At 68.6% G+C, this 26,501-nt stretch carries 22 protein-coding genes and 1 tRNA gene; 8 read left to right on the top strand and 15 right to left on the bottom strand.

Translation table 11 applies throughout. The features are described 5' to 3' along the window. The gene (locus tag PK98_RS07405; protein ID WP_052208180.1) at positions 1 to 1,218 is read left to right on the top strand and encodes a sulfotransferase family protein; all 1,218 of its coding nucleotides are present in this window, start codon (positions 1 to 3) and stop codon (positions 1,216 to 1,218) included. On the opposite strand, the gene ndk is transcribed toward PK98_RS07405, so the two are convergent. The 3 genes from ndk to PK98_RS07420 form a co-directional block, all read right to left on the bottom strand. Further along, entirely contained in the window at positions 1,193 to 1,615 is a 423-nt protein-coding gene (gene ndk, locus PK98_RS07410) for a nucleoside-diphosphate kinase (protein ID WP_039095438.1), read from the bottom strand. The genes PK98_RS07405 and ndk overlap by 26 nt on opposite strands. Positions 1,616 to 1,684: 69 nt before the next feature. Then, complete coding sequence (locus PK98_RS07415) at positions 1,685 to 2,119, bottom strand: DNA polymerase III subunit chi (protein WP_039095440.1); 435 nt, start codon at positions 2,117 to 2,119, stop codon at positions 1,685 to 1,687. Positions 2,120 to 2,128: 9 nt separating this feature from the next. Next, positions 2,129 to 3,580 (bottom strand): leucyl aminopeptidase, encoded by a 1,452-nt coding sequence (locus tag PK98_RS07420; RefSeq protein ID WP_039096414.1) that lies wholly within the window; start codon positions 3,578 to 3,580, stop codon positions 2,129 to 2,131. A gap of 178 nt (positions 3,581 to 3,758) precedes the next feature. Here PK98_RS07420 and PK98_RS07425 point away from each other — a divergent pair, with 178 nt between their 5' ends. The 4 genes from PK98_RS07425 to rsmA all read left to right on the top strand — a co-directional run bounded on the left by PK98_RS07425 (position 3,759) and on the right by rsmA (position 9,390). Next, positions 3,759 to 6,041: an LPS-assembly protein LptD gene (locus tag PK98_RS07425; RefSeq protein ID WP_326998655.1), complete on the top strand. Its 2,283-nt coding sequence runs from the start codon at positions 3,759 to 3,761 to the stop codon at positions 6,039 to 6,041. A 137-nt stretch (positions 6,042 to 6,178) separates the two neighbouring features. Continuing rightward, entirely contained in the window at positions 6,179 to 7,573 is a 1,395-nt protein-coding gene (locus PK98_RS07430) for a peptidylprolyl isomerase (RefSeq protein ID WP_235425472.1), read from the top strand. Beyond that, a complete protein-coding gene (pdxA, locus tag PK98_RS07435; protein ID WP_039095444.1) occupies positions 7,574 to 8,572 on the top strand; it encodes a 4-hydroxythreonine-4-phosphate dehydrogenase PdxA in 999 nt (332 codons plus the stop codon). Beyond that, positions 8,569 to 9,390: a 16S rRNA (adenine(1518)-N(6)/adenine(1519)-N(6))-dimethyltransferase RsmA gene (gene rsmA / locus PK98_RS07440; protein WP_039095445.1), complete on the top strand. Its 822-nt coding sequence runs from the start codon at positions 8,569 to 8,571 to the stop codon at positions 9,388 to 9,390. Before pdxA ends, rsmA begins: the two co-directional genes overlap by 4 nt. 31 nt (positions 9,391 to 9,421) lie before the next feature. Here the strand turns inward: rsmA and PK98_RS07445 are convergent. The 5 genes from PK98_RS07445 to infA all read right to left on the bottom strand — a co-directional run bounded on the left by PK98_RS07445 (position 9,422) and on the right by infA (position 11,636). Continuing rightward, positions 9,422 to 9,497: transfer RNA gene (locus PK98_RS07445), tRNA-Phe, on the bottom strand. A gap of 122 nt (positions 9,498 to 9,619) precedes the next feature. Beyond that, on the bottom strand, positions 9,620 to 9,793 hold the full coding sequence (locus tag PK98_RS16320) for a DNA gyrase inhibitor YacG (RefSeq protein ID WP_081996077.1): 174 nt from the start codon (positions 9,791 to 9,793) through the stop codon (positions 9,620 to 9,622). Then, positions 9,790 to 10,758 carry a hypothetical protein gene (locus PK98_RS07450; RefSeq protein WP_039095447.1) on the bottom strand — a complete coding sequence of 323 codons (969 nt, stop codon included), beginning with the start codon at positions 10,756 to 10,758 and terminating at the stop codon, positions 9,790 to 9,792. Before PK98_RS07450 ends, PK98_RS16320 begins: the two co-directional genes overlap by 4 nt. Then, positions 10,751 to 11,371, bottom strand: coding sequence for a Maf family protein (locus PK98_RS07455; RefSeq protein WP_039096418.1), 621 nt, complete (start codon positions 11,369 to 11,371; stop codon positions 10,751 to 10,753). The genes PK98_RS07450 and PK98_RS07455 overlap by 8 nt, the downstream gene beginning before the upstream one ends. A 19-nt stretch (positions 11,372 to 11,390) precedes the next feature. Then, entirely contained in the window at positions 11,391 to 11,636 is a 246-nt protein-coding gene (gene infA / locus PK98_RS07460; RefSeq protein ID WP_039095449.1) for a translation initiation factor IF-1, read from the bottom strand. Positions 11,637 to 11,840: 204 nt separating this feature from the next. Between infA and PK98_RS07465 the strand changes: the two genes are divergently transcribed. From PK98_RS07465 to PK98_RS07475, 3 genes are all read left to right on the top strand, one after another. After that, positions 11,841 to 14,819 (top strand): TonB-dependent receptor plug domain-containing protein, encoded by a 2,979-nt coding sequence (locus PK98_RS07465; RefSeq protein ID WP_052208181.1) that lies wholly within the window; start codon positions 11,841 to 11,843, stop codon positions 14,817 to 14,819. A gap of 62 nt (positions 14,820 to 14,881) precedes the next feature. Then, the gene (gene uvrC / locus PK98_RS07470; protein WP_039095451.1) at positions 14,882 to 16,822 is read left to right on the top strand and encodes an excinuclease ABC subunit UvrC; all 1,941 of its coding nucleotides are present in this window, start codon (positions 14,882 to 14,884) and stop codon (positions 16,820 to 16,822) included. A gap of 70 nt (positions 16,823 to 16,892) precedes the next feature. Beyond that, positions 16,893 to 17,912, top strand: coding sequence for a family 43 glycosylhydrolase (locus PK98_RS07475; protein ID WP_235425425.1), 1,020 nt, complete (start codon positions 16,893 to 16,895; stop codon positions 17,910 to 17,912). A 17-nt stretch (positions 17,913 to 17,929) separates the two neighbouring features. On the opposite strand, the gene PK98_RS07480 is transcribed toward PK98_RS07475, so the two are convergent. The 7 genes from PK98_RS07480 to PK98_RS07510 are packed head-to-tail and all read right to left on the bottom strand — an operon-like array spanning position 17,930 to position 26,499. Next, positions 17,930 to 18,931, bottom strand: coding sequence for an SDR family oxidoreductase (locus PK98_RS07480; RefSeq protein WP_235425426.1), 1,002 nt, complete (start codon positions 18,929 to 18,931; stop codon positions 17,930 to 17,932). A gap of 40 nt (positions 18,932 to 18,971) precedes the next feature. After that, positions 18,972 to 20,135 (bottom strand): PKD domain-containing protein, encoded by a 1,164-nt coding sequence (locus PK98_RS07485; RefSeq protein WP_081996078.1) that lies wholly within the window; start codon positions 20,133 to 20,135, stop codon positions 18,972 to 18,974. A gap of 39 nt (positions 20,136 to 20,174) precedes the next feature. Beyond that, positions 20,175 to 22,880 (bottom strand): methionine synthase, encoded by a 2,706-nt coding sequence (gene metH, locus PK98_RS07490; RefSeq protein ID WP_039096427.1) that lies wholly within the window; start codon positions 22,878 to 22,880, stop codon positions 20,175 to 20,177. A gap of 5 nt (positions 22,881 to 22,885) precedes the next feature. Then, positions 22,886 to 23,953, bottom strand: coding sequence for a homocysteine S-methyltransferase family protein (locus PK98_RS07495; protein WP_039095454.1), 1,068 nt, complete (start codon positions 23,951 to 23,953; stop codon positions 22,886 to 22,888). A 31-nt stretch (positions 23,954 to 23,984) separates the two neighbouring features. Then, positions 23,985 to 24,734 (bottom strand): ABC transporter ATP-binding protein, encoded by a 750-nt coding sequence (locus PK98_RS07500; RefSeq protein ID WP_039095456.1) that lies wholly within the window; start codon positions 24,732 to 24,734, stop codon positions 23,985 to 23,987. Next, entirely contained in the window at positions 24,725 to 25,693 is a 969-nt protein-coding gene (locus PK98_RS07505; protein ID WP_039096428.1) for a FecCD family ABC transporter permease, read from the bottom strand. Before PK98_RS07505 ends, PK98_RS07500 begins: the two co-directional genes overlap by 10 nt. Further along, a complete protein-coding gene (locus PK98_RS07510) occupies positions 25,690 to 26,499 on the bottom strand; it encodes an ABC transporter substrate-binding protein (protein WP_039095458.1) in 810 nt (269 codons plus the stop codon). Before PK98_RS07510 ends, PK98_RS07505 begins: the two co-directional genes overlap by 4 nt. Positions 26,500 to 26,501 lie beyond the last annotated feature (2 nt).

Consider the following 26,501-nt stretch of genomic DNA (forward strand, 5'->3'; position numbering starts at 1 on the left):
ATGAGCCGCCGTCCGCGCCCTCACCTTCTCGCCCGCGGGCCGCTGGTCGGCAGGCTGGACCGGCTGCTTGGTCGCCTGTGGTCTGCCGGCCTGTGCCAGCGCCCCTCGCTCGATCCGGCGCAGCTCTGGGCCAAGGCGCTGCAGCAGGCACCACCTGCCGGAGAGGCGGGGGGCCGCAATGCAGCGGAGGTGGCCGACTTCCGCGCCCGCTTGGAACGGCTCTGTGCCGCGCTGGTGGAAGAGGCGGACCTAACCAATCTGGGCCGCACCATTGCCCATGGGCAACTGGTGCGCGTGCTGCGCCAGCGGTTGCAGCTGGGTGCGCTGTGGCTTGATCGACCGGAGCTGCCGGTCACCCCGCTGGCGCCGCCGATTATCGTGGTCGGCCATATGCGTGGGGGAACCACACGGGTCCATCGCCTGCTGGCCGCCGATCCCGCCCATGCCGCCACCCGGTTCTGCGACAGCTGGCACCCGGTGCCGCCCCGCTCCGGCCGGCCTGACCTGCGCCCGCTCTGGTCGGGCCTGTCGCTTGCCTTCGCCCGGCGGCTGGACCCCTGGCTGGATACCATCCATCCCTTCGGCGCCACCCGCCCTGACGAGGAGCTGGGCTGGCTCGCCACGGCGCTGGATCATTGCGCGTACGAGGCGCAGTGGCGCATCCCCGGCTACAGCCTGTGGTCGGAAGCGCGCGACCCGGAGCCGGTCTATGCCGAGTTCGCCCGCCTGCTGGCAACTGATGCCGCCATACGCGGCAATGCGGACCGTACGCGGGTGCTGAAGGTCCCGCAGTTCGCGGAAGACCTGCCCGCGCTGCTCGCCCGCTTCCCGCAGGCGCGGGTGGTGGTGGCCCGCCGGGCGGAAGAGGATGTGGTCGCCAGTGCCGTGTCGCTGGTCGCCAATCAGCGCGCGCTGCAATCGGCTTCCGCAGAGCTGGGCTGTATCGAGGCGGAGTGCCGGCGCAAGGTGGCCCTGCGCGAGAGCCGCATGGCGGAGGCGCTGACCGGCTTCGCCGGGCCACTGGCGGAGGTCGACTTCGCCGGGCTGGATCTGGATTGGGAGGGGGAGATCGGCCGCGCCTATCAGGCGCTTGGCCTGCCGCTCACCCCGGCGGCACTGGCGGCCATGCGGGCGGAGCAGGGCCGCGCCGCGCGCCAGCCCCACCATGCCCACAAGGCCGCCTATCGCAGCTTCAGCCGACGATCTCTTCGGGCTTGAAGAAGTACTCGATCTCGATCGCGGCGTTCTCGTCGCTGTCGGACCCGTGCACGCTGTTGGCCTCGATGCTCTCGGCATAGGTCTTGCGGATGGTGCCTTCGTCGGCATTGTCCGGGTTGGTGGCGCCCATCACGGTGCGGTTGGTGAGAACGGCGTCCTCGCCTTCCAGCACCTGCACGACAACCGGGCCGCTGATCATGAAGGTGACCAGGTCGTTGAAGAACGGCCGCTCGCTATGCACGGCATAGAAGCCCTCGGCCTGTTCGCGGGTCATCTGGATACGCTTGGACGCGACGACGCGCAGGCCGGCATCCTCCAGCATCTTGGTGACGCCGCCGGTCAGGTTGCGGCGGGTGGCATCGGGCTTGATGATCGAGAAAGTGCGGGTGACCGCCATTGTGCTATCCTTGCAGAGGTAAGAAGTTGCGCGCGCCCTAGCGGCACGCTGGGCATGCGGCAAGCCTGCCTAGCTGCGACTGTTCCAGCGCGTGCCATCATGCTCGTGGAACTCCAGCATCACGCCCTCGCGCCGCTTCAGGTCGCGCCATAATGCGCGCGAGGCATCGCGGCCGCCTTCGTCGAAGAACAGCAGCGCGCGCTCGAACGCCAGTGCGTCATCGCGCCACTGCCCGTCCGCCAGTGCCAGCAATTGCGCACCATTGGGCGCGCGGCATTCGGCGGAAAGGAGGATGGGCTGACGCGCCGCATGGGGGTGCGCGGCATCGCCGTGCGCCAGGAACGCGTCGGGTGCGCTGTCCCACAGCGCCTGGTCCAGCCGGGCGAGCAGCGGCGTATCGCCCACCACCAGCATCCGCTGACCGGCGCGCACGGCCGCGCGTGCCACCTGCGGCAGCACGCGCTCGACCGGCTGGGTCGCCGACAGATAGAAGCCGACCCGCACGGGGTGCCCTCAGCCCTCCAGCTGCGTGCGGACATACTGGTCCAACAGCCGCACGCCGAAACCGGTGGCGCCCTTGTCCCAGGTCGCGCCCGCCTTGTCCGACCAGACCATGCCGGCAATGTCGAGATGTGCCCACGGCGTGTCGTTCTCGATGAAGCGCTGCAGGAACTGCGCCGCAGTGATCGATCCGGCGCCACGCGGGCCCACATTGCGGATGTCGGCAATCGGACTGTCGATCAGCTTGTCGTAGGCCGGCGCCAGCGGGAAGCGCCACAGCTTGTCGCCGCTGTCCAGGCCGGACTGCAGCAGCGCCGCCGCCAGCCCGTCATTGTTGCTGAACACGCCGCCATGCTCATGCCCCAGCGCAATGATCATCGCGCCGGTCAGCGTCGCCAGATCGACGATGGCGGTCGGCTTGTGCTCGCGCTGCACCCAGGTCAGCACGTCGCACAGCACCAGCCGCCCCTCGGCATCGGTGTTGATGACCTCGATCGTCTGGCCGTTCATGCTGGTGACCACATCGCCCGGGCGCTGCGCATTGCCGTCCGGCATGTTTTCCACCAGGCCGACCACGCCGATCACGTTGGCCTTGGCTCGGCGCTTCGCCAGCGCCAGCATCGCCCCGGCCACGGCGCCGGCGCCGCCCATGTCCCACTTCATGTCCTCCATGCCGGCCGCCGGCTTGATGGAGATGCCGCCGGTGTCGAATGTCACGCCCTTGCCGACGAAGGCCATCGGCGCTGCGCCATCGGCTCCGCCGTTCCAGCGGATCGCCAGCAGCCGCGCCTCGCGCCGCGAACCCTGGCTCACGCCCAGCAGCGCGCCCATGCCCAGGGCCGCCATCTCGGCCTCGTCCAGCACCACCAGCTCCGCGCCGGTTCCTTCGAACCGCGCGCGGCACCGCTCCACGAAGGTTTCGGGGTAGATCACGTTGGCCGGTTCCGCGACCAGCTCGCGGGTGAAGTTCACGCCTTCCACCAGCGCCGCCGCCTCGGTCCATGCCGCCTCCGCACCCTGCGCCGCGTTGGTCACGATGACGTGCTTCAGGGACACCTTCTGCTCGTCCTTCAGCCGGGTGCGGTAGACGTCATGCCGCCAGGCGCGCAGGGTCAGCCCGGTCAGCACATGCGCGACCTCGCCGGCCTGCAACCCGGTGGCGTCCAGCACCAGCTGCTCCGTCCCGCCGGTCAGGAACCGGGCGGTCAGCCCGCCGCCGGCGCGCTCCAGCGCCGCGGGCCGCTCCGTCCCGGCGGTGCCGGCGCCGGCCAGCACCACCCGCCGCACCACGCCTTCGCGCTCCACGAACCCTTCGAACAGCTGCCCCGCCTTGCCGGTGAAGCGCGCCGCCCGGGCCCCTTCGACCAGCACCGGCTCCAGCCCTTGCGGCAGCTGGTCCTGTGCGACGATCGTGGCGACCGGCGCGGTGCTGGTGGGAGTGGTGGGGCTGAACTCGATCTGCATGCTGTCTCCGATCAGGGGGGTGGCGACCACCTTCACCGTCGCGCCCTCGCTCGACAAGGACATGCGACAGGACGTTGGCCGCTGATGAAATGCTGCCGTTGCAGTTAAGGACGGGCGGTGCGATAGGCAAGCCATGCTCCCCGGCCAGACCCACAGGTTGCAAGCCGCGCTTTCCCGCTTGCAGCCCGTCCGGCTGGCTGCTCTGGCGACCTGCGCAGCCATCGCATTTCTTCCGCTGCTTGCCCATGCGCAGGACGGCAGCGTACCCCCGCGCCTGGGGCGTGACGAGCTGCTGGGGCAGGACACGCCCGACCCCGCCGAAACGCCGGCTCCGGCCCCTTCGCCCATTACCGACGAACCGATCGCGTTCGAGGCGACCGGCGTGGAATATGACAGCGAAGGCGAGACCGTCACCGCCAGCGGCGACGTCATCCTGCGGCAGGGCGACCAGTCGGTGCGGGCCGATGCCGTCAACTGGGATCGCACCTCCGGCCAGATCGTCGCGACGGGTGATGTCCGCTTCGTGGACCGGGACGGCAACCAGCTGTTCACCGACCGGCTGGAACTGACGGACGAGTTGCGCGCCGGTGCGATGAGCAACCTGCTGCTGGCCTTCAATGCCGGCGGGCGCCTGGCGGCGACGGAAGGTCGCCGCAGCGACAATGGCGACATCGCGCTGGAGCGGGCGGTCTACTCCGGGTGCCAGGTCGAGACGGCCGAGGGCTGCCCCGACCAGCCAAGCTGGCGCATCACCGCCAGCCGCGTGTTCTACGATGCGGAGGATCGCAGCGTACGATTCGAAGGTGCCTGGTTCGAACTGTTCGGCCGGCGCCTCCTGCCTCTGCCGGGCTATACCTTCAACACCGATGGTTCAGCCAACAATGGCGTGCTGATCCCCAATGTGGGCTACACCCCGGCCAACGGGCTGGAGGCCAGTGCGGGCTATTACTGGCGCCTGGCCACCAACCGCGACCTGGCGGTCACCGGCACGGTATTCACCGGTGCCAAGCCGATGATCTCCGCCCAGTACCGCCAGCTGACGCAGAACGGCGCCTACCAGATCACCGGCTACGCCACGCAGGGCGCGCGCATTCCGCTCGGTGCGCAAGAGACGGGGCAGGAGAAGGACGGCCTGCGCGGCTATCTGTTCGCCAATGGTCGCATCCAGCTGGACCCCGCCTGGTCGCTGACCGGATCGCTGCGGCTGGCCAGCGACCGCACCTTCCTGCGGCGCTACGACATCAGCCGCGACGATCGCCTGCGCTCCACCATCGCGGCCGAACGGATCGGCGACCGGTCCTATTTCTCGCTGGCCGGCTGGGCGACCCAGTTGCTGCTGGTGCAGGGCGATCAGGGGCAGGTGCCGCTGGCGCTGCCGGCGATGGATTACCGGTTGAACCTGGCCGATCCGGTGGCCGGCGGCACGGTGCAGTTGCAGGCCAACACGCTGGCGCTGACCCGCAGCGAAGGACAGGACACGCAGCGCGCCTTCACCAGCGCCCGCTGGACCCGCCGGTCCATTACCAGCTGGGGCCAGGAACTGACCTTTTCCGCCCTGGTGCGGGGCGACGTATACCACACGAACCAGTCGGAACTGACCGCCACCCTGCCCTACCGCGGCGCGGAAGGCTGGCACGGGCGCGGGATCGCCATCGGCGCGGTGGATCTGAAGTGGCCGCTTGCCGGCGAGTTCCTCGGGGGCACGCAGGTGCTGACCCCGCGCGTCCAGCTCGCCGGCAGCCCGGACGTGAAGAACACCGACATCCCCAACGAGGATTCGCGCGCCTTCGAGCTGGACAACAGCAACCTGTTCTCGCTCAACCGCTTCCCGGGCTATGACCGGGTGGAGGATGGCGTACGCCTGACCTACGGCGCAGATTACCAGCTGGACCTGCCCGGTTGGCGGATCTCCGGCACCGTCGGCCAGTCCTACCGGCTGACGGACAAGCTGGCGCTGTTCCCCGATGGCACCGGCCTCTCCTCGGAATTCTCCGACTATGTGGGCCGGGTGAATGTGCAATATCGCAACTTCCTGCGCCTCACCCACCGTTTCCGGCTGGACAAGGACAGCCTCGGCATCCGCCGCAACGAGATCGACGCCGCGATCGGCTCCGACCGGACCTATCTGGAACTGGGCTATCTGCGGCTCAACCGCAACCTGGACCCGGGGTTCGAGGATCTGCGCGACCGTGAAGAGGTCCGTGCCGCCGGCCGTGTCGCCTTCGCCCGGTACTGGTCCATCTTCGGTTCCGCCGTGGTCAACCTGACGGATCGGCAGGAAGATCCGCTGAACGAGTCCGACGGGTTCTCGCCGGTACGGACGCGGCTGGGGTTCGCCTATGCCGATGATTGCCTCGAACTGGGCTTCACCTGGCGGCGCGACTACATCTCCATCGCAGACGCGCAGGAAGGCAGCAGCTTCCGCTTCCACTTCGCCCTGCGCAATCTCAACTTCCGCTGACGGATCGGCGTGCTGTTGGCAGGGCGCGGCCGAGCCGCTACGGCAGAAAGCAGGCGCCTGGCGAGGATCATCTGCGGTTCAGCCGCCGTTTGCCATCTGCCGCGACCCGCTTTCGTGTTTTCAAGGATATGTGCGTGATCGGAACTTTCGGCAGACTGCAGCGGCGCGATGCGTGGTGGAACCGCGTGGGCACTCCAGCCCTGGCCGCCGCGCTGCTGGTAACACCTGCCTTCGGCCCCGTACGGGCGCAGGAGGCCGCACCGGCCGGTGCCGCGTCAGCAGATGACATCCTGAACATCCCGGCGGATGTGCAGCTGATGACCCGGGCCGATCCGAACAAGCGGCGTGCCACGGCGCGGGTCAACGGCACGATCATCACCGGGACCGACGTGGACCACCGTGTTGCGCTGATCCTGGCCGCCAACCAGTCCAGCCAGATCTCGCCGGAGGAGGAGCAGCGGCTGCGACTGCAGGTGTTGCGCAACCTGATCGACGAGACGCTGCAGATCCAGGAAGCGGAACTGCAGGAGATCCCCGTGACGCCGGAGGAGGTCGACCAGACCTACAACCAGCTGGCGACAGAACGCTTCGGCCGCACGATCGAGGGGATGACCACCTATCTCACCTCGATCGGCTCCTCCCCTGCGTCGCTGAAGCGGCAGATCCAGGGCGAGCTGGCATGGGACCGACTGCTGCGCCGCAACGTGGAACCCTTCGTCAATGTCTCGCAGGAAGAGGTCGGCGAAAGCTACGAGCGGATCCAGGCGAACAAGGGCACGGACGAATACCGCATCGGTGAGATCTTCCTGGCGGCCAACTCCACCAACCGGGCCGAAAAGGCACAGCAGGCCGCACAGATCATGGAACAGCTGCGCGGCGGCGGCAGCTTCATCGCCTATGCGCGGCAGTATTCGCAAGCCTCGACCGCGGCGGTGGGCGGTGATCTCGGCTGGATCCAGCTGGCACAGCTGCAGAACCCGCAGCTGGAACAGGCCGCGCGCGAACTGACCCCTGGCCAGTTGGTCGGTCCGGTGGAGATCCCCGGCGGCTTTTCCATCCTGTACCTGATCGACAAGCGCCAGGTCGGCATGGCCGATCCGCGGGATGCGGTGGTCAGCCTGAAGCAGATCGCGATCGACTTCGCACCCGGCACCTCGCAGGAGGAGGCACAGCGCCGCGCGGCGGCCTTTGCCGAGGGTGTGGCCGCCATCCGCGGATGCGGCGAGGCGGATGCCGCGGCCGTGAAGCTGGGTGCCGAGATCGTCACCAATGACGACATCACGGTCCGCTCGCTGCCGGAAGCGCTGCAGGGCACGCTGCTCAACCTTAATGTCGGGGAGAGCACCCCGCCCTTCGGCTCGCTGGAGGACGGCGTGCGCGTGCTGATGCTGTGCGGCCGTGATGATCCGCAGGTCGCCAGCGGTCCCAGCCGTGACCAGCTGATGCGGCAGATGGAGGACGAGCGTGTCAACCGCCGCGCCCAGCGCTACCTGCGCGACCTGCGGCGCGATGCGGTGGTCGAATACAACTAGGTGCTGGCACTTGCACTGTCGCTAGGCGATCCGGCGGGGATCGGCCCGGAACTGATCGCCGCCTGCTGGGCCGAGCGGCAGGCGGCCGACCTGCCACCCTTCTTCGTGGTCGGCGGTGCCCGGCTGCTGGTTGCGGCAGCAGCCACCCGCGGGATCAGGCTGCCGGTCGCGACCATCACGGATCCTGCGCAGGCCGCTTGGTGCTTCGCCGATGCATTGCCCGTGCTGGGCGAACTGGACGGGGACTACCGGCCCGGACAGCCCGATGCTGCCGGGGCACGGCTGGCGCTGGCATCGCTGGAGCAGGCGACGGCGCTGGTCACCCGGCAGACTGCCGCCGCGCTGGTGACCGGCCCGATTGCCAAGGCCGAACTGGCGCAGGTCGGCTTCGCCTTTCCCGGGCAGACCGAATTCGTGGCTCATGCCTGCGGCGTGGCCGCCGACGATGCGGTGATGATGCTGGCCGGCCCTGCCCTGCGCACGGTGCCGCTGACGGTGCATTGCGCGCTTTCCAGCGTGCCGGCCCTCCTTTCGGTTGCGCTGATCGAACGCCGCGCCACGATCGTGGCCTGGGCGATGCAGCGTGATTTCGGCATCGCCGCGCCCCGCCTCGCCATCTGCGGCCTCAACCCACATGCGGGGGAGGACGGCCGCATGGGGGACGAGGAGATCCGTATTATCGCCCCGGCCATCGCTGCCCTGCGCGCCGCCGGCTGGGACGCGACCGGCCCGCACCCGGCCGATGCGCTGTTCACCCCGCGGGCCCGCGCCACCTACGATGTGGCGATCGCCATGTATCACGATCAGGCGCTGATCCCGCTGAAGGCGCTGGACTTCGACCAGGGCGTGAATGTCACGCTCGGTCTGCCTGTGGTCCGCACTTCGCCCGATCATGGCACCGCTTTCGGTATCGCCGGGCGGAACCAGGCCGATCCCGGCGCCACCTTCGCCGCGATCCGCATGGCCGCGCAACTGGCCACCCGGCGGGCGCAGGCATGACTATCCTGCCACCGCTGCGTGAAGTGATCGCCGCCCATGGCCTCAGCGCCACCAAGGCACTGGGGCAGAACTTCCTGCTCGACGAACAGCTGCTGTCGCGCATCGCCGCCATCGTCGGCGACCTGACGGACCGGGCCGTGCTGGAGATCGGACCCGGTCCCGGCGGCCTGACCCGCGCCGCGCTGCGCGCCGGGGCGCGCGTCACCGCGATCGAGATGGATCGCCGCTGCGTGCCCGCACTGGCACAACTCGCCGAAGCCTTCCCCGGCAAGCTGACCGTGGTGGAAGGCGACGCCACGACCATCGACCATGACGCCCTGCTGGGCGAGCCCTACGCCATCCTGGCCAACCTGCCCTACAACGTCGGCACACCGCTATTCACCGGCTGGCTGGGTGGCGAGACATGGCCGCCGCGCTGGACCAGCCTGACATTGATGTTCCAGCAGGAGGTCGCGCAGCGCATCGTCGCGCAGCCGGATACCGACGCCTATGGCCGGCTGGCCGTGCTGGCGCAGTGGCGCAGCACGCCCAGGCTGGCGCTGAAGGTCCATCGCAGCGCGTTCACCCCGCCTCCAAAAGTGATGAGCGCCATCGTCCACGTGATCCCGACGGAGCAGCCCGCGGGCGTGAAGGCCAAGGTGCTGGAACGCCTGACTGCCGCCGCTTTCGGTCAGCGACGCAAGATGCTGCGCCAGAGCCTGAAGGGCATGCCCGGCGCGCTGGCGGCGCTGGAGCAGCTCGGCATCGAGCCGCAGCGTCGGGCGGAGACGCTGAGCGTGGCCGAGTTCGTGAACATTGCGCGGGTGCTGACGGGCTGATCGCCCGCAACGTATTATCGGCAAGGGAAGGTGGTGCCCGGGGACGGATTCGAACCGCCGACACTGCGATTTTCAGTCGCATGCTCTACCAACTGAGCTACCCGGGCATTGGCGCGAACTGAAGGCCGCGACAGGTGCCATGCCGGTCGGAAACGACACTCTCAGGAGCACCGGACCGGCGTTGGAGGCGGCGCTATGGCGGAGCGATCCCCGCTTGGCAAGCGCCTTTTCAGCCCTGACCTTCCTCCGCGATATCCTCCGGCGTGGCCGGGCGGCCAGGCACGGTATAGCCTTCGTTGAACCACAGCGCGAGGTCACGATCGCGGCAGCGGGTGGAGCAGAATGGCGCGTGGGTCTCGCTGCGCGGCTTGGCGCAGATGGGGCATCGGCGAAGGGTCGTCATCGTGCCATGATCTGGGCATGCGGCGCGCCGATGGCAAGCTGCATGTCGGGCATCACCCGCACGTCCCGCCCGGTGCGCCGCGCCAGCTCGGTCAGCCAGTCCGGCCGCAGGCGGTCCGCGACCCGTGGATGGCAGGTCAGCGCCACCACTCCGCCGGCAATACCCCCCTCCGCCGCCACTTCCCCCTGCCGCAGCAGCCAGCGGGCGGCGCTCTCCGCGGGCTGCAATTGCGCGCGATGAAGCAGCGACACGCGTGAGAGGCGAGACACCACCTGTACGAAGCCGAAGCCGTTCATCGCGGTGCGTTCATGCGGCCAGTCGGCCAGAGCCCCCTCCAGCGCCGCATCGATCGCGCGCCGGTCGGCCTTTCGGGCGAGCGTCGGCATGTCGATCCCCACGGAGCCCCCGAGATCCAGCCGTCGCAATGTCGCTGCCAGAGGCATAATTGCCGCCTCGGCCAAGGTCAGCGGCGCGGCGGGACCATCCACGTCGACCAGCACCATGGCGGGTGTCGCGTGCAGTACCAGGGATCCACCGGCAAAGCCCACCTCGCCGGCAAAGGCCTCGCCCATGACATCGTCCCACGCACCGGCTGGCAGGCGGTGCACCGATCGGCCGCCAAGCTGCCGGATCAAGGAAGGCGCGACAAGCGGGTGATCGGTCGGTCGTGCACGCGCCAGCTTCGTGCGGCCGCGCTCGCCGATGGCGGGGCGGGTTACTTCCAGGCGGATCGGTCCGCCCTCGATCGCATCGGCGGGCAGGCGATCGACCAGCGCTTGCTCACCACCGGCAAAGCGCGCCGTGCCGCGCGTGGCACCTCTGGCCCGATGGAGCAGGACGGCATCGGCCACCAGTCCGGCCTGCAGCCCGCCACTCCATTGCCAGGCGGCGGCGAGTGCCTCGCTGCCATCCCACAGGATCGCCCGTTCATCGGCAATCCCGCTCTCGACCAGCCATTCAGCCAAGCGGGAACCCTGCGGCCTTCAGCAGTGCGCGCGTCTCGAACAAAGGCAGGCCGATCACGCCCGAATGGCTGCCGGCCATCCACGCGACGAGCGCCTCGGCTCGGCCCTGGATGCCATAGCCCCCGGCCTTGCCCTTCCACTCGCCGCTGGCGACATAGGCGGCGATCTCGCCATCGGTCAGTGGCTTGAAGCGCAGCTGGGTCTCGCTGATCCGTTCCCGCAAGGTGCCGTCGGGTGACAGCAGGGCAATGGCGGAAAATACGCGGTGTCGCCGGCCGGACAGCAGGCGCAGGCAAGCTGCGGCGGTGTCGGCATCCTCTGCCTTGGGCAGGATGCGGCGGCCGACGGCAACCACCGTGTCGCCGGCCAGCACATGCGCACGATCGGCCGCGCCGTCCGCCGCCAGGGCGAGTGCCTTGCCGCGGGCCAGCCTCGCGGCATGCGGGCGCGGCAGTTCGCCGGCCTGCGGCGTCTCGTCGATATCGGCTGCCGCTATACGCAGCGGCGTCACGTCCAGCCGCGCCAGCAACTCGCGGCGGCGCGGGCTGGCGGAGGCCAGAATCAGCGTAGGGGTAGTGGCCGATGCGGCACTGGCCCCGGCAGCATCGGGCACCTCGGCCACGGAACAGCTCTCAGGACGGGCCAGGTCCGCCGCGTCCCGGCATGAAGCGATAGGTAATGCGCGCCTTGGTCAGGTCGTACGGCGTCAGCTCGCACAGCACCTCATCCCCGACCAGCACCCGGATGCGGTTCTTCCGCATGCGGCCCGCCGTGTGTCCCAGCACTTCGTGGCCATTTTCCAGTTCGACGCGGAACATGGCGTTCGGCAGCAGTTCCACCACCCGCCCGCGCATTTCCAGCAGTTCTTCCTTCGCCATGCGGGCTCAGGCTGCGATTCTGTTGTTGGTCATGGCCGGGCACATAGCGACTGGCCGCATAAAAGGGAAGCCTGCCGAAAGGCACGCTGAGACATCCCGGCAACAGGTGCGACATTTTGATACCGGGTGCGGCTTGCCGGGGCAAGCCATTGCCGCAACAAGCCGCGACAGGGGCTGGGACCAGAATCATGAGGATTGACGACATTGCGCCACCTGCCGCCTAGTTTCCTGACCCTGTCCGCCACGCTGGCGGGCGCTGCGCTGGCCCTGACGCCCGCCGGCCCGGCCTTCGCACAGGAGACCACACAGCCGGACGAGCAGGCCGTGCCGGGCGAAGCTGTGGTGGACGAGGCGGCGAACGAGATCATCGTCTTCGCCCGCTCCCTGCGCGGCCAGGTGGATGCGGCGGAAGCCCCGCTGCTGGAACTGGGGGAAGAGGACATCGCCAGCTATGGCGCCGGCTCCATCGACGAACTGCTCGAGCTGCTCGCCCCGCAAGTCACCAGCGGCAGCGGCCGCGGTGACGGCCGGCCGGTGATCCTAGTCAACGGCGTGCGCATTGCCAGCTTCCGCGAACTGCGCAGCTACCCGCCCGAGGCGATCGAGAAGGTGGAGGTGTTCCCCGAATCCGTCGCCCAGAAATATGGCTACTCCGCCGATCAGCGGGTGGTGAACATCATCCTGAAGGCCAATTATGCCAGCCGCGAGATCGAGGCGGAATATGGCCAGCCGTGGGATGGCGGCTTCTCCACGCAGGAGGTCGAGGCGACCCTGCTGCGGATCAGCGGGCCCAGCCGGTTCAACCTGAACCTGCGGTGGGAAAACGGCAGCATCCTGACCGAAGCGGAACGCGGCGTGTTGCAGGCGGTGGGCAGCGTGGGCCTGCCCGGTGATCCCGATCAGGCACGCTATCGCAGCCTGGTCAGCGACACGGCCGGCCTGGAAGGCACGGTCAACTGGACCACATCGCTGGACGATGCCGGCACCTCGCTCAGCCTGAACGGCACGGTGGAGCGGGACGATTCGTTCAGCCTGCAGGGTCTCGACACCGTCACGCTGACCGATCCGGGCGGGATCACCGCCCTGCGCGTGCTGGGCGCGGAAGATCCGCGTACGGTCGACCGGCGCACCACCACCTATTCCGTCGCCAGCGCGCTGAACGCGACGGTGGCGGACTGGCAGCTGACCGGCACCGTCGATGCCAGTCGGCAGGATCAGCGCACGCTGACCGCGCGCAGGGCGGATACCTCCGGGCTGGTCGCGGCGGCGGCGGCGGGTACGCTGCCGATCACCGGCGATCTGGGACAATTGCCCGACGCCGGCCTGGACCGGGCGGACAGCACCACCGACACCCTCTCCAGCAAGATCACCGCCAATGGCCGGCCGCTGCTGCTGCCCGCGGGCGACCTGTCGGTGACGCTGGATGCCGGGTACGACTGGACGCGCCTGACGCGGGAGGACACCCGCTCCGCCACTCAGCGGGCGCAGCTGACGCGCGGCAACGTCAATGGCGGGATCAGCGTCAGCATCCCGCTGACCAGCGTGCGCGACGACTTCCTGGCGGATGTCGGCAACCTGTCGCTGAACCTGACCGGCGGGGTCGATCACCTGTCGGACTTCGGCACGCTGACCGACTGGTCGGCCGGGCTGATCTGGGGCGTGACCGACACGCTGACCTTCCGCGCCACGCGCGTCGGGCGGGAACAGGCACCGTCCCTGGCGCAGCTGGGCAACCCGACGATCGAGACGCCGAACGTGTCGATCTTCGACTTCAACACCGGGCAGACCGTGCTGGCGACCATCATCAGCGGCGGCAATCCGACGTTGCCGGAACAGCAGCAGAGCGACTGGAACGTCGGGGTCAACTGGCAGCTGCCGTTCCTCGAGCGTTCCAACATCGAGCTGGAATACGTAAACACGCAGTCCGAGGATGTGGCGCAGGGCTTCCCCGTGCTGACCCCCACGATCGAGGCGGCCTTCCCCCGCCGAGTGAGCCGCGATGCCGACGGCCGGCTGGTGTCGGTCGATCAGCGGCCTGTCACCTTCGCCCAGCAGAAATCCAGCCGCATCCGCGTGGGCCTGAACCTGACCGGTCCGCTGGGCGATCCGTTCACGCCGGAACAGCAGGCGGCGCGTGAGTCGCGGGATCCGCTCCGTTCCGCCCTGCGTCCCGGCGGCGGCACTTCGGGCGGGACAGCCGCGCCCGGACGTACGCCTTCCTCTGGCCAGAGCGGTGGGCCCGGCGGGCCGGGTCGTCGCGGAGGCGGCTTCGGCGCCGATCTGACGCCGGAACAGCGCGACCAGATGGCTGCCTTCCGCCAGACCTTCTGCAGCAGCGATCCGGCGGTCAGCGGCGCGGCCGACCTCACCGTCCTGCCCGAAGGTTTGCAGCAGCGGCTGCGCGGGCCGGACGGCCAGATCGCACCCGAGCGCCTGCAGACCTTCCGCGAGCGTTTCTGCAGCCGGGAGGCCCCGTTCGGCCGGTCATCGGGTGCGGGCGGGCAAACTTCGGCGCCGGGTGCAGGCGCCCCGCCCCCATCCGACAGCGAGCGGGACGAACGGGAACAGCCGCGCCCGGCGGCGGCCGGCGGCGCGACGCCGCAGACGGGCGGTCCTGCCGGTGGTGCGCCCCGCGGCGGCCCTGGCGGTGGCCCCGGTAGCGGTCGCGGGGGCAACCCGTTCGGCGGTGGCGGCAACGGCCAGGGGCGTTGGAACCTCAATCTGGATTATCGCTACGAGCTGGAGAACGAGGCGCTGATTTCGGAAGGTGGTCCGGTGCTCGATCTGCTGAATGGCGATGCTCTGACGAGTGATCCCGAGTCCCGCCACCGGGTCCAGCTGCGCGGCGGCCTGTTCTATCGCGGCCTTGGCGCCTCGCTTCAGGGGCAATATATCAGTGCCAGCGACCTGAACGGCAGCATCCGGCCGGGCGGCACGGACCTGCGCTTCGGCGACCTTGCCACGTTCAGCCTGCGGACCTTCGTCAACATGAACGAGCGCGGCACGCTGACCCAGCGGGTGCCGCTGCTGGAGAACGTGCGCGTGTCGTTCAGCATCGACAACATCTTCGATGCCCGCCGCCGGGTGACGGACGAAGCCGGCGTGGTGCCGATCCGGTACCAGCCCTTCCTTCAGGATGCGGTCGGTCGCCGGTTCGAGATCGAGCTGCGCAAGCTGTTTTGATTGTGCGATAGTCATGCCGCTCCGGCTTCCATGCCGGGGCGGCAGGCCCTATCTGCCTGACCATGTCGCGTACGCCTGCCGGTACCCCCCACGATCCCCGCGGTTCCTCCCGCTTCAACGAGGAGCGCGCCGCCTATACCGTCGCCTCCGCCCAGCCCGACCTGGACGCGGGTGTCGCCGCCATTCGCGAAACCGTGCGCACGCTGAAGCCCAGCCCCGGCGTGTACCGGATGCTGGATGCGCGGGGGGAGGTGCTGTATGTCGGCAAGGCGCGCGCGCTGAAGAACCGCGTCGCCAACTACACGCAGATCGCCCGCCTTTCCAACCGCCTGCGCCGCATGGTCGGCCAGACACGCAGCATGGAGATCGTCACCACCGCGTCGGAAGCGGACGCGCTGCTGCTGGAAGCGCAGCTGATCAAGCGGTTCCGTCCGCCCTACAACGTGCTGCTGCGCGACGACAAAAGCTTCCCCTTCATCCTGCTGCGCGCCGGGCACGATTTCCCGCGCATCCAGAAGCATCGCGGCGCGCGCAAGATGCAGGGGCAGTATTACGGCCCCTTCGCCAGCGCCGGTTCGGTCAACACGACCATCAACGCGCTGCAGAAGCTGTTCCTGCTGCGCAGCTGCACCGACAGCTTCTTCGCCCGGCGCGACCGCCCTTGCCTGCTGTACCAGATCAAGCGCTGCTCCGCCCCGTGCGTGGGTCGCATCGACAAGGAAGGCTATCGCGAGCTGATCCAGGAGGCGAAGGACTTCCTGGGCGGCCGTTCGGGCGCGGTGCAGAAGAAGATCGAGGTGCAGATGGCCGCGGCGGCGGAGGCGCTGGACTATGAGCGCGCCGCCATGCTGCGCGACCGGCTGCGCGCGGCGACCTTCATCCAGGGCGCGCAGGCGATCAATGCCGGCGGCGTCGGCGATGCCGATGTGTTCGCGCTGGCCAGCAAGGGCGGCCATGTCGGCCTGCAGGGCTTCTTCATCCGCGGCGGGCAGAACTGGGGCCACCGCGCCTTCTTCCCCACCCATACGGCCGAGGTGAGCGAGGAAGAGGTGCTCGCCCGCGTGCTGGCGCAATTCTACGAGGAGGTGCCGCCACCACCGACCATCCTGGTGGACCGCGAACTGCCTGACCGCGCCCTGCTGGAAGAAGCGTTCTGCGCCCTCGCCGGCCGCCGGGTCGAGATCAGCATCCCCCAGCGTGGTGACCGCCGTCGGCTGCTGGAACAGGCACGCCGCAATGCGGAGGAAGCGCTCGACCGCCGCATGGCGGAGAGCGGCACGCAGGCAAGGCTGATGACGGAGCTGGCCGAGTTCCTGGAGCTGGGCGATGTGCCGCAACGTATCGAGGTCTACGACAACAGTCATATCCAGGGCAGCAAGGCCGTGGGTGCGATGATCGTGGCCGGTCCTGCGGGTTTCATCAAGAACCAGTACCGCAAGTTCAACATCCGCACCGCACAGACCAACGATGATTTCGCCATGATGCGCGAGGTGATGGGCCGGCGCTTCGCCCGTGCACTGGAAGAGGATCCGGACCGCGACGGCGGCATGTGGCCGGACCTGGTGCTGATCGACGGCGGAAAGGGGCAGATGTCCAGCGTGCGCGATACGCTGGAGGAGCTGGGGATCGAGGATGTGCCGCTGATCGCCATCGCCAAGGGGCCGCATCACGGGCGCGACGGGCGCGAGGTGTTCCACTTCCCCGATGGCCGGGAAAAAATGCTGCCGGTCAACTCGCCGCTGCTGTTCTACCTCCAGCGCCTGCGGGACGAGGTCCACCGCTACGTCATCGGCGCCCATCGGGAGAAGCGCAGCCGCGCCATCACCGCCAGCCCGCTGGACGAGATCCCCGGCATCGGCCCGGCGCGCAAGCGCGCGCTGCTTCTGCACTTCGGCACTGCCGGCAAGGTCCGCGCCGCCGGGCTGGAGGATCTGCAACGCGCACCCGGCGTCAGTGCGGCGGTGGCGCAGGTCGTGTACGACTTCTACCATCATCGGGGTTGAGCACCGGCTCGACAGCGCGCCTCCTGATCGGCAATGTCCGACAAAAGCAGACCATTCAGGAGAGTTGCCCGTGATCCATCCCCGTTCGATCCTGTTCGCAACCTGCGCCCTGGCGACGCTGCTGGCCGCCGGCTGCGCCATGCCGCTACCGGAAGGGGCCACAACCGGGGCCCTGGCCGCAGCCGACGGCTGCAATCCGCTGTTCCGCAATCGCTGGACCGCCGACCCGGCCCCGCTGACGGTGGGCGACCGGATGTACATCTATGCCGGGCACGACAATGGCGAGGATAATTTCCGGATCGACGAGTGGGTCGCCTATTCCACCACCGACATGCGGACCTGGACCGACCACGGCGCCTTCATGAAGCCGACCGATTTCGCTTGGTCTACCGGCGAGGCATGGGCGTCGGAAATGGTGGAGAAGGACGGCAGGTTCTACTTCTACACCACCGTGCAGCATCAGAAGCCGCATGGCGGCAAGGCGATCGGGGTCGCGGTGGGCAACAGCCCGTTGGGGCCGTTCACCGATGCGCGCGGATCCGCCCTGGTGCTCGACAACAAGGATACCTGGCGCACCTGGAGCGAGATCGACCCGACCGTGCTGGTCGATGATGATGGCACCGCCTGGATCGCCTGGGGCAATTCCAACCTGTATCTGGCCAGGCTGAAGCCCAACATGATCGAGCTGGACGGCCCGCCACAGGAACTGGAGCTGACCAACTATCTGGAAGGCCCTTGGCTGCACAAGCGCGGCAACCTGTATTACCTGACCTACGCCTCCATCAAGGAGCCGGAGCAGAAGAACGAGCGCATCTCCTACGCCACGGCATCATCCATGGCCGGCCCGTGGACCTACCGTGGCGAGCTGACAGGGGAGGCAGAGAACAGCTTCACGATCCATGCCGGGATCGAGGAATTCAAGGGCGACTGGTACTTCATCTATCACAACGGCAGGCTGACGATCGACGGCAAGCCCGGCTCGGAGTTTCGTCGTTCGGTGGCGGCGGAGCGGATCACCTATGACGAGAACGGGCTGATGCGACCGATCGCGCAGACCCGGCAGGGCGTGTCCGCGGGGCCGTGCCGCTGAGGCGCGGGGAGAAGGTGCTACCGCCTGTCGTTCCGCCGGCTCAGCAGCACGCCGCCGGCCACGATTGCAAGGGTCAGCACGCCGGCAATCCCGGCCGCCGCGGCCCGCTGCTCCGCCCGGCGGAAGCCGCCATCGACCTGTCCGTCATCGATCGGCGGCGCGAACAGGTTGCCGGACGTAGCTGGCGCCGGATCAGCCTTCGCGAAATAGCGGCCCATGAACCGGTTCATGCTGCTGGCCGTCAGGCCGGGTGCCAGTTGCGCCAGCTTCATGGCGAACGCCGGGGCGCCAACCGCCGTCGTGTCATGCGGATGATCAGCGAGCCGCACGACCGCCTTGGCGACACTCCGCGGATCCAGCACGCCGGGCGGCACAGATGTCTTGCCACCGGTGTAATTGCCGGCATGGCGGATGGCCGGCGTGTCGACGAAGGTCGGATATACGTCGCAGATGTGGATGTCGCGATAGGGCGCCACTTCGCCGCGCAGCGCCTGGCTGAAGCCGCGCAGGCCGAACTTGCTGGCCGTATAGGCCGCGGCCCATGGGGCCGGCGCGAACCCGCCTACCGAAATCATGTTCACGAATGTTCCGCGCCCCTGTGCGATGAAGATCGGCAGCACGGCGTGAGCATCGTTCAGATGGCCGATCAGGTTTGCCTCGATCACCCGGTGATGATCGGTGATCGGCACCTCGTGGAACTTCCCGACCACTCCGATTCCGACATTGCTGAACCACAGGTCGATGGCGCCCAGCCATTCCTGCGCCCGGCGGGCCAGCCCGGCCACCGCCTCCGTATCGGTCACGTCGACCGGATGGACCAGCACCTGGGCGCCGTGCTGGCGGCAGGTCTCCGCAATGGTCTCCAGCGCATCCTCGCTGCGCGCTGCCAGCACGATCCGCGCACCCTGCGCAGCAAATGCCTGCGCCGTCGCCGCGCCGATCCCGCTGGAAGCGCCGGTGATGACGACGCGCTTGCTGTCCGATCCGTTCACGATCTTCTCCTCGCCAGCCCAACGCACGAGGGCGCGAAAGGAAGCGGGTCAGCGCGCTATTCGGACATCACTTCTGCGGGTCTCCGCTGAACGAGACATCCCACACCCTGGTCAAGGCGGAACGGCCATCCGGCCCGTCCACTTCCAGCGTGACGACGAAGTTGCCGGGCGCGGCGTAGGTGTGGATCGGGTGCTGCTCGGTCGAGCTGGTGCCGTCGCCGAAATCCCATGCCCATCGGGTGACGCTTCCCGCCGTCCGATCCTGGAACGCGACGGCCCGGCGCTGCTGGTCGAGGATGGTGAACGACCAGTCGGCCCTCACGGATTGCTGCGCGGCCGGCTCGATCGGCATCAGCCGGAAGGAACAGAGCTGCGACGCCTGGCCGTACATCGTGTGGAAGGGCGACAAGTTCCAGAAGTGTCTCCGCCGCGTGTTTAGCCCGTCATAGTCGATCACCGCCCAGGCCATGCCGACGACGCCATTCTCCGCCAGCACGCTTTCCACGGAGCGGTCGGAGCCGGACGGATCAGCATGGTCGAATGGCGTGATCCAGAACTCCGCCACCAGCTTGCCGCCTTCCCCGTGCGAGAAGCTGTAGTCGTAGGCGATATTGGACCAGGGCAGGCGCTTGATCCAGCGTGCCTGCGGACCCCATGCCATTGCCCAGTCCTTCTGAAACGCCGGGGTGAAGATATGGTAGTTCTGGGCATGGATGTTCTGGAACGAGAGCCAGGCCTCCTCCGGCGTGACATAGCGGGCGGAGGAGGCCGGATCGGTCCCGGCCGGCGCAAGATCGGGATGGAACCGCGCAATCAGCGGCCCGCCGGAACGGTTGCCGTCGACCACCAGTTCGAACGTGTCGTTGTGCAGGCCGCGCTCGGCGAAGTCCCAGTAATCGTCGGTCGCTTCATACAGGACGTAGAGCCGGTTCAGTCCCTTGACCCAGCCCACGCGGACGCGGACGTCCAGATTGTCCGGAGCCGGGCTCTCGCCGGAGCCGTCTGTGACTTTCAGCTTGTCGCTGCCGATGGCGTACTCTCCGCCAACTGGGTCCCAGTCATCCGTGCGGCCGTCGATCCGTGGAATGGCATCGGCGGCAAACTGGAAGATCTTGTACTCGCAGTCAGGCCGGTCCTGCGCCAGCGCGACGGGGCCGCTCACCAGCAACGCCCCGCCCAGCAGCCAGCCGGTGGCGGGCACGACATTCCGTAGAACCTGACGATCAAGCATGACAGGATCGTAGCAGCGCGCAGCCGGTCAGCACCAGCGTCAGTGTAGGTTCGGCCGCAGCCAGCGTTGCGCGTCCTGCACCGGCAGGTCGCGACGGGCGGCATAGTCGGTGACCTGATCCATGCCGATCTGGGCGACCCCGAAATAGCTCGCCTGCGGATGCCCGAAGTAGAAGCCGCTGACGGCCGCAGTGGGCAGCATCGCCATGCTCTCCGTCAGCATGATGCCGGCAACGTCACCGCCATCATCCGCCAGCATGGCGAACAGCTCCGGCTTGAGCGTGTGGTCGGGGCAAGCAGGATAGCCGGGCGCCGGGCGGATGCCGCGATATTGCTCGCGGATCAGCGCCTCGTTGGTCAGCTGCTCGTCCGGTGCGTAGCCCCACAGCGTGGCACGGACATGCTGGTGCAGCCGCTCCGCGAAGGCTTCGGCGAAGCGGTCGGCCAAGGCTTTCAGCAGGATGTCGTTATAATCGTCATGCGCGGCGCGGAAGCGGGCAAGGTGCGGGTCGATGCCGTGGATCGCCACCGCGAAGCCGCCCAGCCAGTCGCCCGCGGGATCGACAAAGTCGGCCAGGCACATGTTCGGGCGCCCTTCCCGCTTGGCGATCTGCTGCCGCAGCATGGCCAGCCGCGTGCTGCCTTCGTTGGTGCGATCCAGGTCGGGTACGCGCAGGCCGGCGGGTACGCTGGCACCATCCGGGCTGCGATGGTCGGCTGAGTGGCGATGTTGCACGAAGATGTCGTCGCCATGCCGGTGCGCCGGCCACAGGCCCACGACACCGCGGGGCGTCAGCCACTTTTCCTCGATGATCTGCGCCAGCATCGTCTGCGCATCGGCCCACAGGCTGCGCGCGCTCTCGCCGACCACCGCATCGTCCAGGATCGCCGGGAAGTTGCCGGCCAGTTCCCACGACCGGAAGAAGGGCGTCCAGTCGATCAGCTCGGCCAGGTCGGCCAGATCCCATGCATCATAGCGATGGACGCCGGGCTGCAACGGCGCAGCCGGCTTCAGCGCCATGTCCGCGACGAACGCGTTCGCACGCGCCTGCTCCAGCGCGACCAGCGTCGATCCGCTGGCATTGGCGCGCTTGACCCGGATGTCGTCATATTCCGCCTTGGTCCGGCTGGCGAAGTCGATTGCCTGCGTGTCCGACACCAGCTGGGTGCACACCCCCACCGCGCGGCTGGCATCCAGCACATGCACCACAGCGCCGGCATAGGCGGGGTCGATCCTGAGCGCCGTATGCACCCGGCTGGTCGTGGCGCCGCCGATCAGCAGCGGCATGGTCATGCCCGCCCGCGTCATCTCCTCCGCCACCGTCACCATCTCGTCCAGCGAGGGGGTGATCAGGCCCGACAGGCCGATCATGTCGGCCTTGTTGTCATTGGCGGCATCGATGATCGCCTTCCACGGCACCATCACGCCCAGGTCGATGATCTCGAACCCGTTGCACTGCAGGACCACGCCGACGATGTTCTTGCCGATATCGTGGACGTCGCCCTTCACGGTCGCGAGCACGATCTTGCCCTTGCCCTTGGCGCCCGGCTCCTTCGCCGCCTCGATAAAGGGTAGCAGATGCGCCACTGCCTTCTTCATCACGCGGGCCGATTTCACCACCTGCGGCAGGAACATCTTGCCCGATCCGAACAGGTCGCCGACGACGTTCATTCCGTCCATCAGCGGGCCCTCGATCACCTCGATCGGCTTGACCGCAGCCTGCCGTGCCTCCTCGGTGTCCTCCACCACGAAGGCGTCGATGCCGCGCACCAGCGCATGCTCCAGCCGTTTCTCCACCGGCCAGCCGCGCCATTCCAGCGCGCTCTTGTCCTCGACACCGCCCGCCTTCTGCCCGCGATAACGCTCGGCGATCCGCACCAGCCGGTCGGTCGGCGTCTCCTCCGGATCGCGCTGCGGCCGGTTGAGGATCACATCCTCGCACGCCTCGCGCAGCTCGGGGTCGATCTGGTCGTACACGTCCAGCTGCCCGGCATTGACGATCGCCATGTCCAGCCCCGCCGGAATGGCGTGATACAGGAAGATCGAGTGCATCGCCCGGCGCACCGGCTCGTTGCCGCGGAAGCTGAAGGACAGGTTCGACAGCCCGCCGGAGAAGTGCACATGGGGGCAGCGGGCGCGGATCTCCTTCACCGCCTCGATGAAGTCGACACCGTAATTGTTGTGCTCCTCGATCCCCGTCGCCACCGCGAAGATGTTGGCGTCGAAGATGATGTCTTCCGGCGGAAAGCCGATGCCGACCAGCAGCTTGTAGGCCCGTTCGCAGATCTCGATCTTGCGGGCTTGCGTGTCCGCCTGGCCGGCCTCGTCGAAGGCCATCACCACCACGGCGGCGCCATAGGCCATGCACTTGCGCGCCTGTTCGAGGAACCTGTCCTCGCCTTCCTTCATGCTGATCGAATTCACGATCGGCTTGCCAGACACGCATTTCAGCCCGGCCTCGATCACCTCCCACTTGGAGCTGTCGATCATCACCGGCACCCGGGCGATATCGGGCTCGGCGGCGATCCGCTTCAGGAAGGTGGTCATGGCCTCGACCGCGTCCAGCAGGCCTTCGTCCATGTTGACGTCGATGATCTGCGCGCCATTCTCGACCTGGCTCAGCGCGACGGAAACGGCGGCCTCGTAATCGCCGGCCATGATCAGCTTCTTGAACGCCGCCGATCCGGTGACGTTGGTCCGCTCGCCGATATTGACGAAGCGCGCGCTGGACAGCTGTTCGGTCATGATCGTCACGCCATCGAAAAGGGTTCGAGGCCGGCCAGCCGGGTCCGCACCGGCGGCACAGGGATCGCGCGCGGCTTCAGCGATGCGACTGCGCCGGCGATCGCCTTGATATGAGCAGGCGTGGAGCCGCAGCAGCCGCCCAGGATATTGACCTGTCCCTGCTCTGCCCACTCCCCCACCAAGGCTGCCGTGGTGGCTGGCGCCTCGTCATACTGGCCCAGCTCGTTGGGCAGGCCGGCATTGGGGTAGATCATGATCAGCGTGTCGCAGGTATCGCTCAGCACCTTAACATGCGGGCGCAGCTGCTCAGCACCGAAGGAACAGTTCAGCCCGATCGTCACTGGCCGCGCATGGCGCACCGCGTGCCAGAACGCTTCCACCGTGTGGCCCGACAGGTTGCGGCCGGACAGGTCGGTCAGCGTCATGGACAGCATGATCGGCACGTCACGGCCGAACGCATCCGCCGCCTCCTGCGCGGCCATGATCGCCGACTTGGCGTTCAGCGTGTCGAACACCGTCTCGATCAGGATGAAGTCCGCGCCCCCTTCGATCAGCGCGTCGGCCTGCTCGCGATAGACATCCTTCAGCTGGTCGAAGTCGATCTCGCGATAGCCGGGATCGTTGACGTCGGGGCTGAGCGACAGGGTCTTGTTGGTCGGCCCGATCGCGCCCGCCACGAACCGGCGCCGGCCGTCCTGTGCGGCGAACTCGTCCGCGATGCGCCGGGCCATGCCTGCGCTTTCGTGATTGATCGCGCGCACCAGACTCTCCGCGCCGTAATCGGCCTGGCTGATGCGGTTGGCGGAAAACGTGTTGGTCTCTGCGATGTCCGCGCCCGCGGCGAAATAGGCGCGATGGATGCTTTCGGGCACTTCCGGCCTGGTCAGCGCCAGGATGTCGTTGTTGCCCTTCTGGTCATGACCCAGCGCCAGCGTACCGGCATAATCGCCCTCGCCCAGCTTCCAGTTCTGGATCTCGGTCCCGAAGGCGCCATCGGTGATAAGGATGCGTTCCTGTGCGGCGGCGATCAATGCCTCGCGGGCACCGGGCGGGGCAAAGTTGAGGATGGCCATGCCGGCCGGATATAAGTGTTTGCTTATATTTTCAAGCGGCCGCCTGCGGCACGATCACCGGCCCCTCCGGCTGTGCTAGGATTGCCACCCTGACGCCATACGCCGCCGCCAGGTTCGCCTCCGTCAGCACCTCCGCAACCGGACCGGCGGCAAGCGCCATGCCGTCCTTCAGCAGCAGCACATCATCGGCCACCCGCGCGGCGAGCGTCAGGTCGTGCAGCACGAGCACTACGCCCATTCCGCGCCCTGCCGCAGCCCGCAGCAGCGCCAGGGTTTCCAGCTGGTGCAGCGGGTCCAGGCTGGCGAGCGGTTCGTCCGCCAGCAGCCAGCGCGGCTCCCCCGCCAGCACCCGTGCCAGCAGCACGCGGGCGCGCTCCCCGCCGGACAGCGCGCGAACCGGCCGGTCGGCCAGCGCGGCCGTGTCGGTCGCCGACAGCGCCGCAGCGATCGCAGCGGTGCCGGCATCGCCATGCGGCAGGCGGCCCAGCTTCACCAGATCGCGCACGAGCATGTTCCAGTGGACCGCGGCATCCTGCGGCAGGTAGCCGAGCGCCATTGCCCGCTCGCGGGGCGGCAGCACCGCAACGTCGCGCCCGTCCAGCATCACCTGTCCGCTGCTGGCCAGCAGCAGCGCGACGCAGGCGCGCAGCAGGGTGGACTTGCCCGCGCCGTTCGCCCCCAGCACCGCCGTCACCCGGCCAGGCGCAAGGCTGGCCGTGATCCCGCGCAGCACTGCGCGTCGGCCGAGCTCGACATGCAGGTTGTCGATCGTCAGGCCCATGACCGCCCCCGCTCCCCCAGCAGCAGCACCAGGAAGTACGGCGCGCCGATCAGCGCCATGGCCACGCCCAGCCGCACCTCGCCGGCACCGGGCGCGAGCCGGCATACCACATCCGCCGCCAGCACCAGCGCCGCCCCGCCCAGCGCGCTCGGCACCAGCAGCGCGCCCGGCCGGGCGCCGGCCACGGGCCGCAGCATGTGCGGCACCACCAGCCCGACGAAGCCGACCACCCCTGTCACCGCCACACCGGCGCCGACACACAGGCCTGCACCCGCGATGACCTGCGCCTGCAGTCGCGGCAGGCCGATCCCCAGCGACCGTGCCGCATCCGGCCCCAGCGTCAGCGCATCCAGACTGCGCCCGGTCGCCAGCAGCACGCCGCATCCCGCCAGCATGAATGGTGCGGCATGGGTCAGGTCCTCCACCCCCCGATCAGTCAGGGCGCCCATCAGCCAGTCGATCGCCGCAGCCACGATGTACGGATCGGGCGCGATGGAGATCAGGAATGCGGTCAGCGCCGCGGCCAGACCGGCCAGAACCGTGCCCGCCAGCACGAAAGCGGCCGGCGTCTCCGCGCGCCAGGTCAGCGCCGCCAGCAGCGCCAGCCCGCCGGCGGCGCAGGCCATGGCGGCGGCAAAGATGCCCCATTGCGTCGCACCGCCCAGCACGATCGCCGCCACCGCGCCCAGCGCCGCCGCACCCGACGTACCCAGCACGCCCGGATCGGCCAGCGGATTGCGCAGCCAGCCCTGCATCACCGCACCCGACAGCCCCAGCGAGCCGCCCAGCAGCACCGCAAGCACCGCGCGCGGCAGGCGCAGTTCGGCGATGATGGCCCAGCGCGGATCATCCGACCACCAGGCGGACAGCGGCACCACCGCCTTGCCCACCATCAGCGATGCCACGAACAGACCCGTGACCAGCACGGACAGCCCGACGAGCAGCAGCGTGCGCCTCATGGCGCCACCTGCCGCCGTACCGTCGCCAGCCGCGCCAGCGCCGCGGGGATCGTCGGGCCGCCGCAATTGATCAGCTCACGCGGGAAGGCGACCTCCTGCGTGCCGGCGTCGGTCCGCGCCAGCAGCCGCCGGCGGATCGCCGCCGTGCGCCCCTCCGCATCGGGCCGCAGGATCAATGCCGGCGGGTGCGCCAGGATGGTTTCGACCGGCAGCGTGCCGGTCAGCGCCAGCCCGTAATCCGCCGCCGCGTTCCGCAGGCCGGCCATTTGCATCATCTCGTGCAGCAAGGTGCCGTCCCCCGTCGCCAGATCGCCCGAGATGTACAGCAGTGCCGGCACCTGCGCACCGGTCCAGCGCGCCTCCGCCAACGCCCGGTCGATGCGGGCATTGATCGCCATGCCCTGCCCGGAAGCGCCAACCGCAGCGGCCAGTACGGCCACCTGCGCCTTGCTGCCGGCAATCGTGGTCGGTGAATCCAGATACAGCGTCCGCAAGCCCGCCCGCTCGAACGCGGCGCGGGTGGCGGGCGGCGTGTAGCTGGTGGCGACGACCAGGTCGGGCGCCAGCGCGATCACCTCCTCCGCCGTCCCGCCGGTGGTGCGGAACCGGCGGGCCACGTCCAGCGGCATGGAGGTGGCGCCCGCCGCCTGCGAATAATGGCTGATCGCCGCAATCCGCTCCGCCGGCACCAGCGCCAGCAGCAGCTGGTCCGAACACGGGTTCAGCGACACGATGCCGCCGCCCCGCTGCCCGGCCGCCGGGGCGCACCCGGCGAGCAGCAGCAGCAAGGGCAGCAGCCGACGCATCC

Origin of the sequence: Croceibacterium mercuriale (assembly GCF_000802385.1) — a bacterium.
GTDB classification, from domain to species: domain Bacteria; phylum Pseudomonadota; class Alphaproteobacteria; order Sphingomonadales; family Sphingomonadaceae; genus Croceibacterium; species Croceibacterium mercuriale.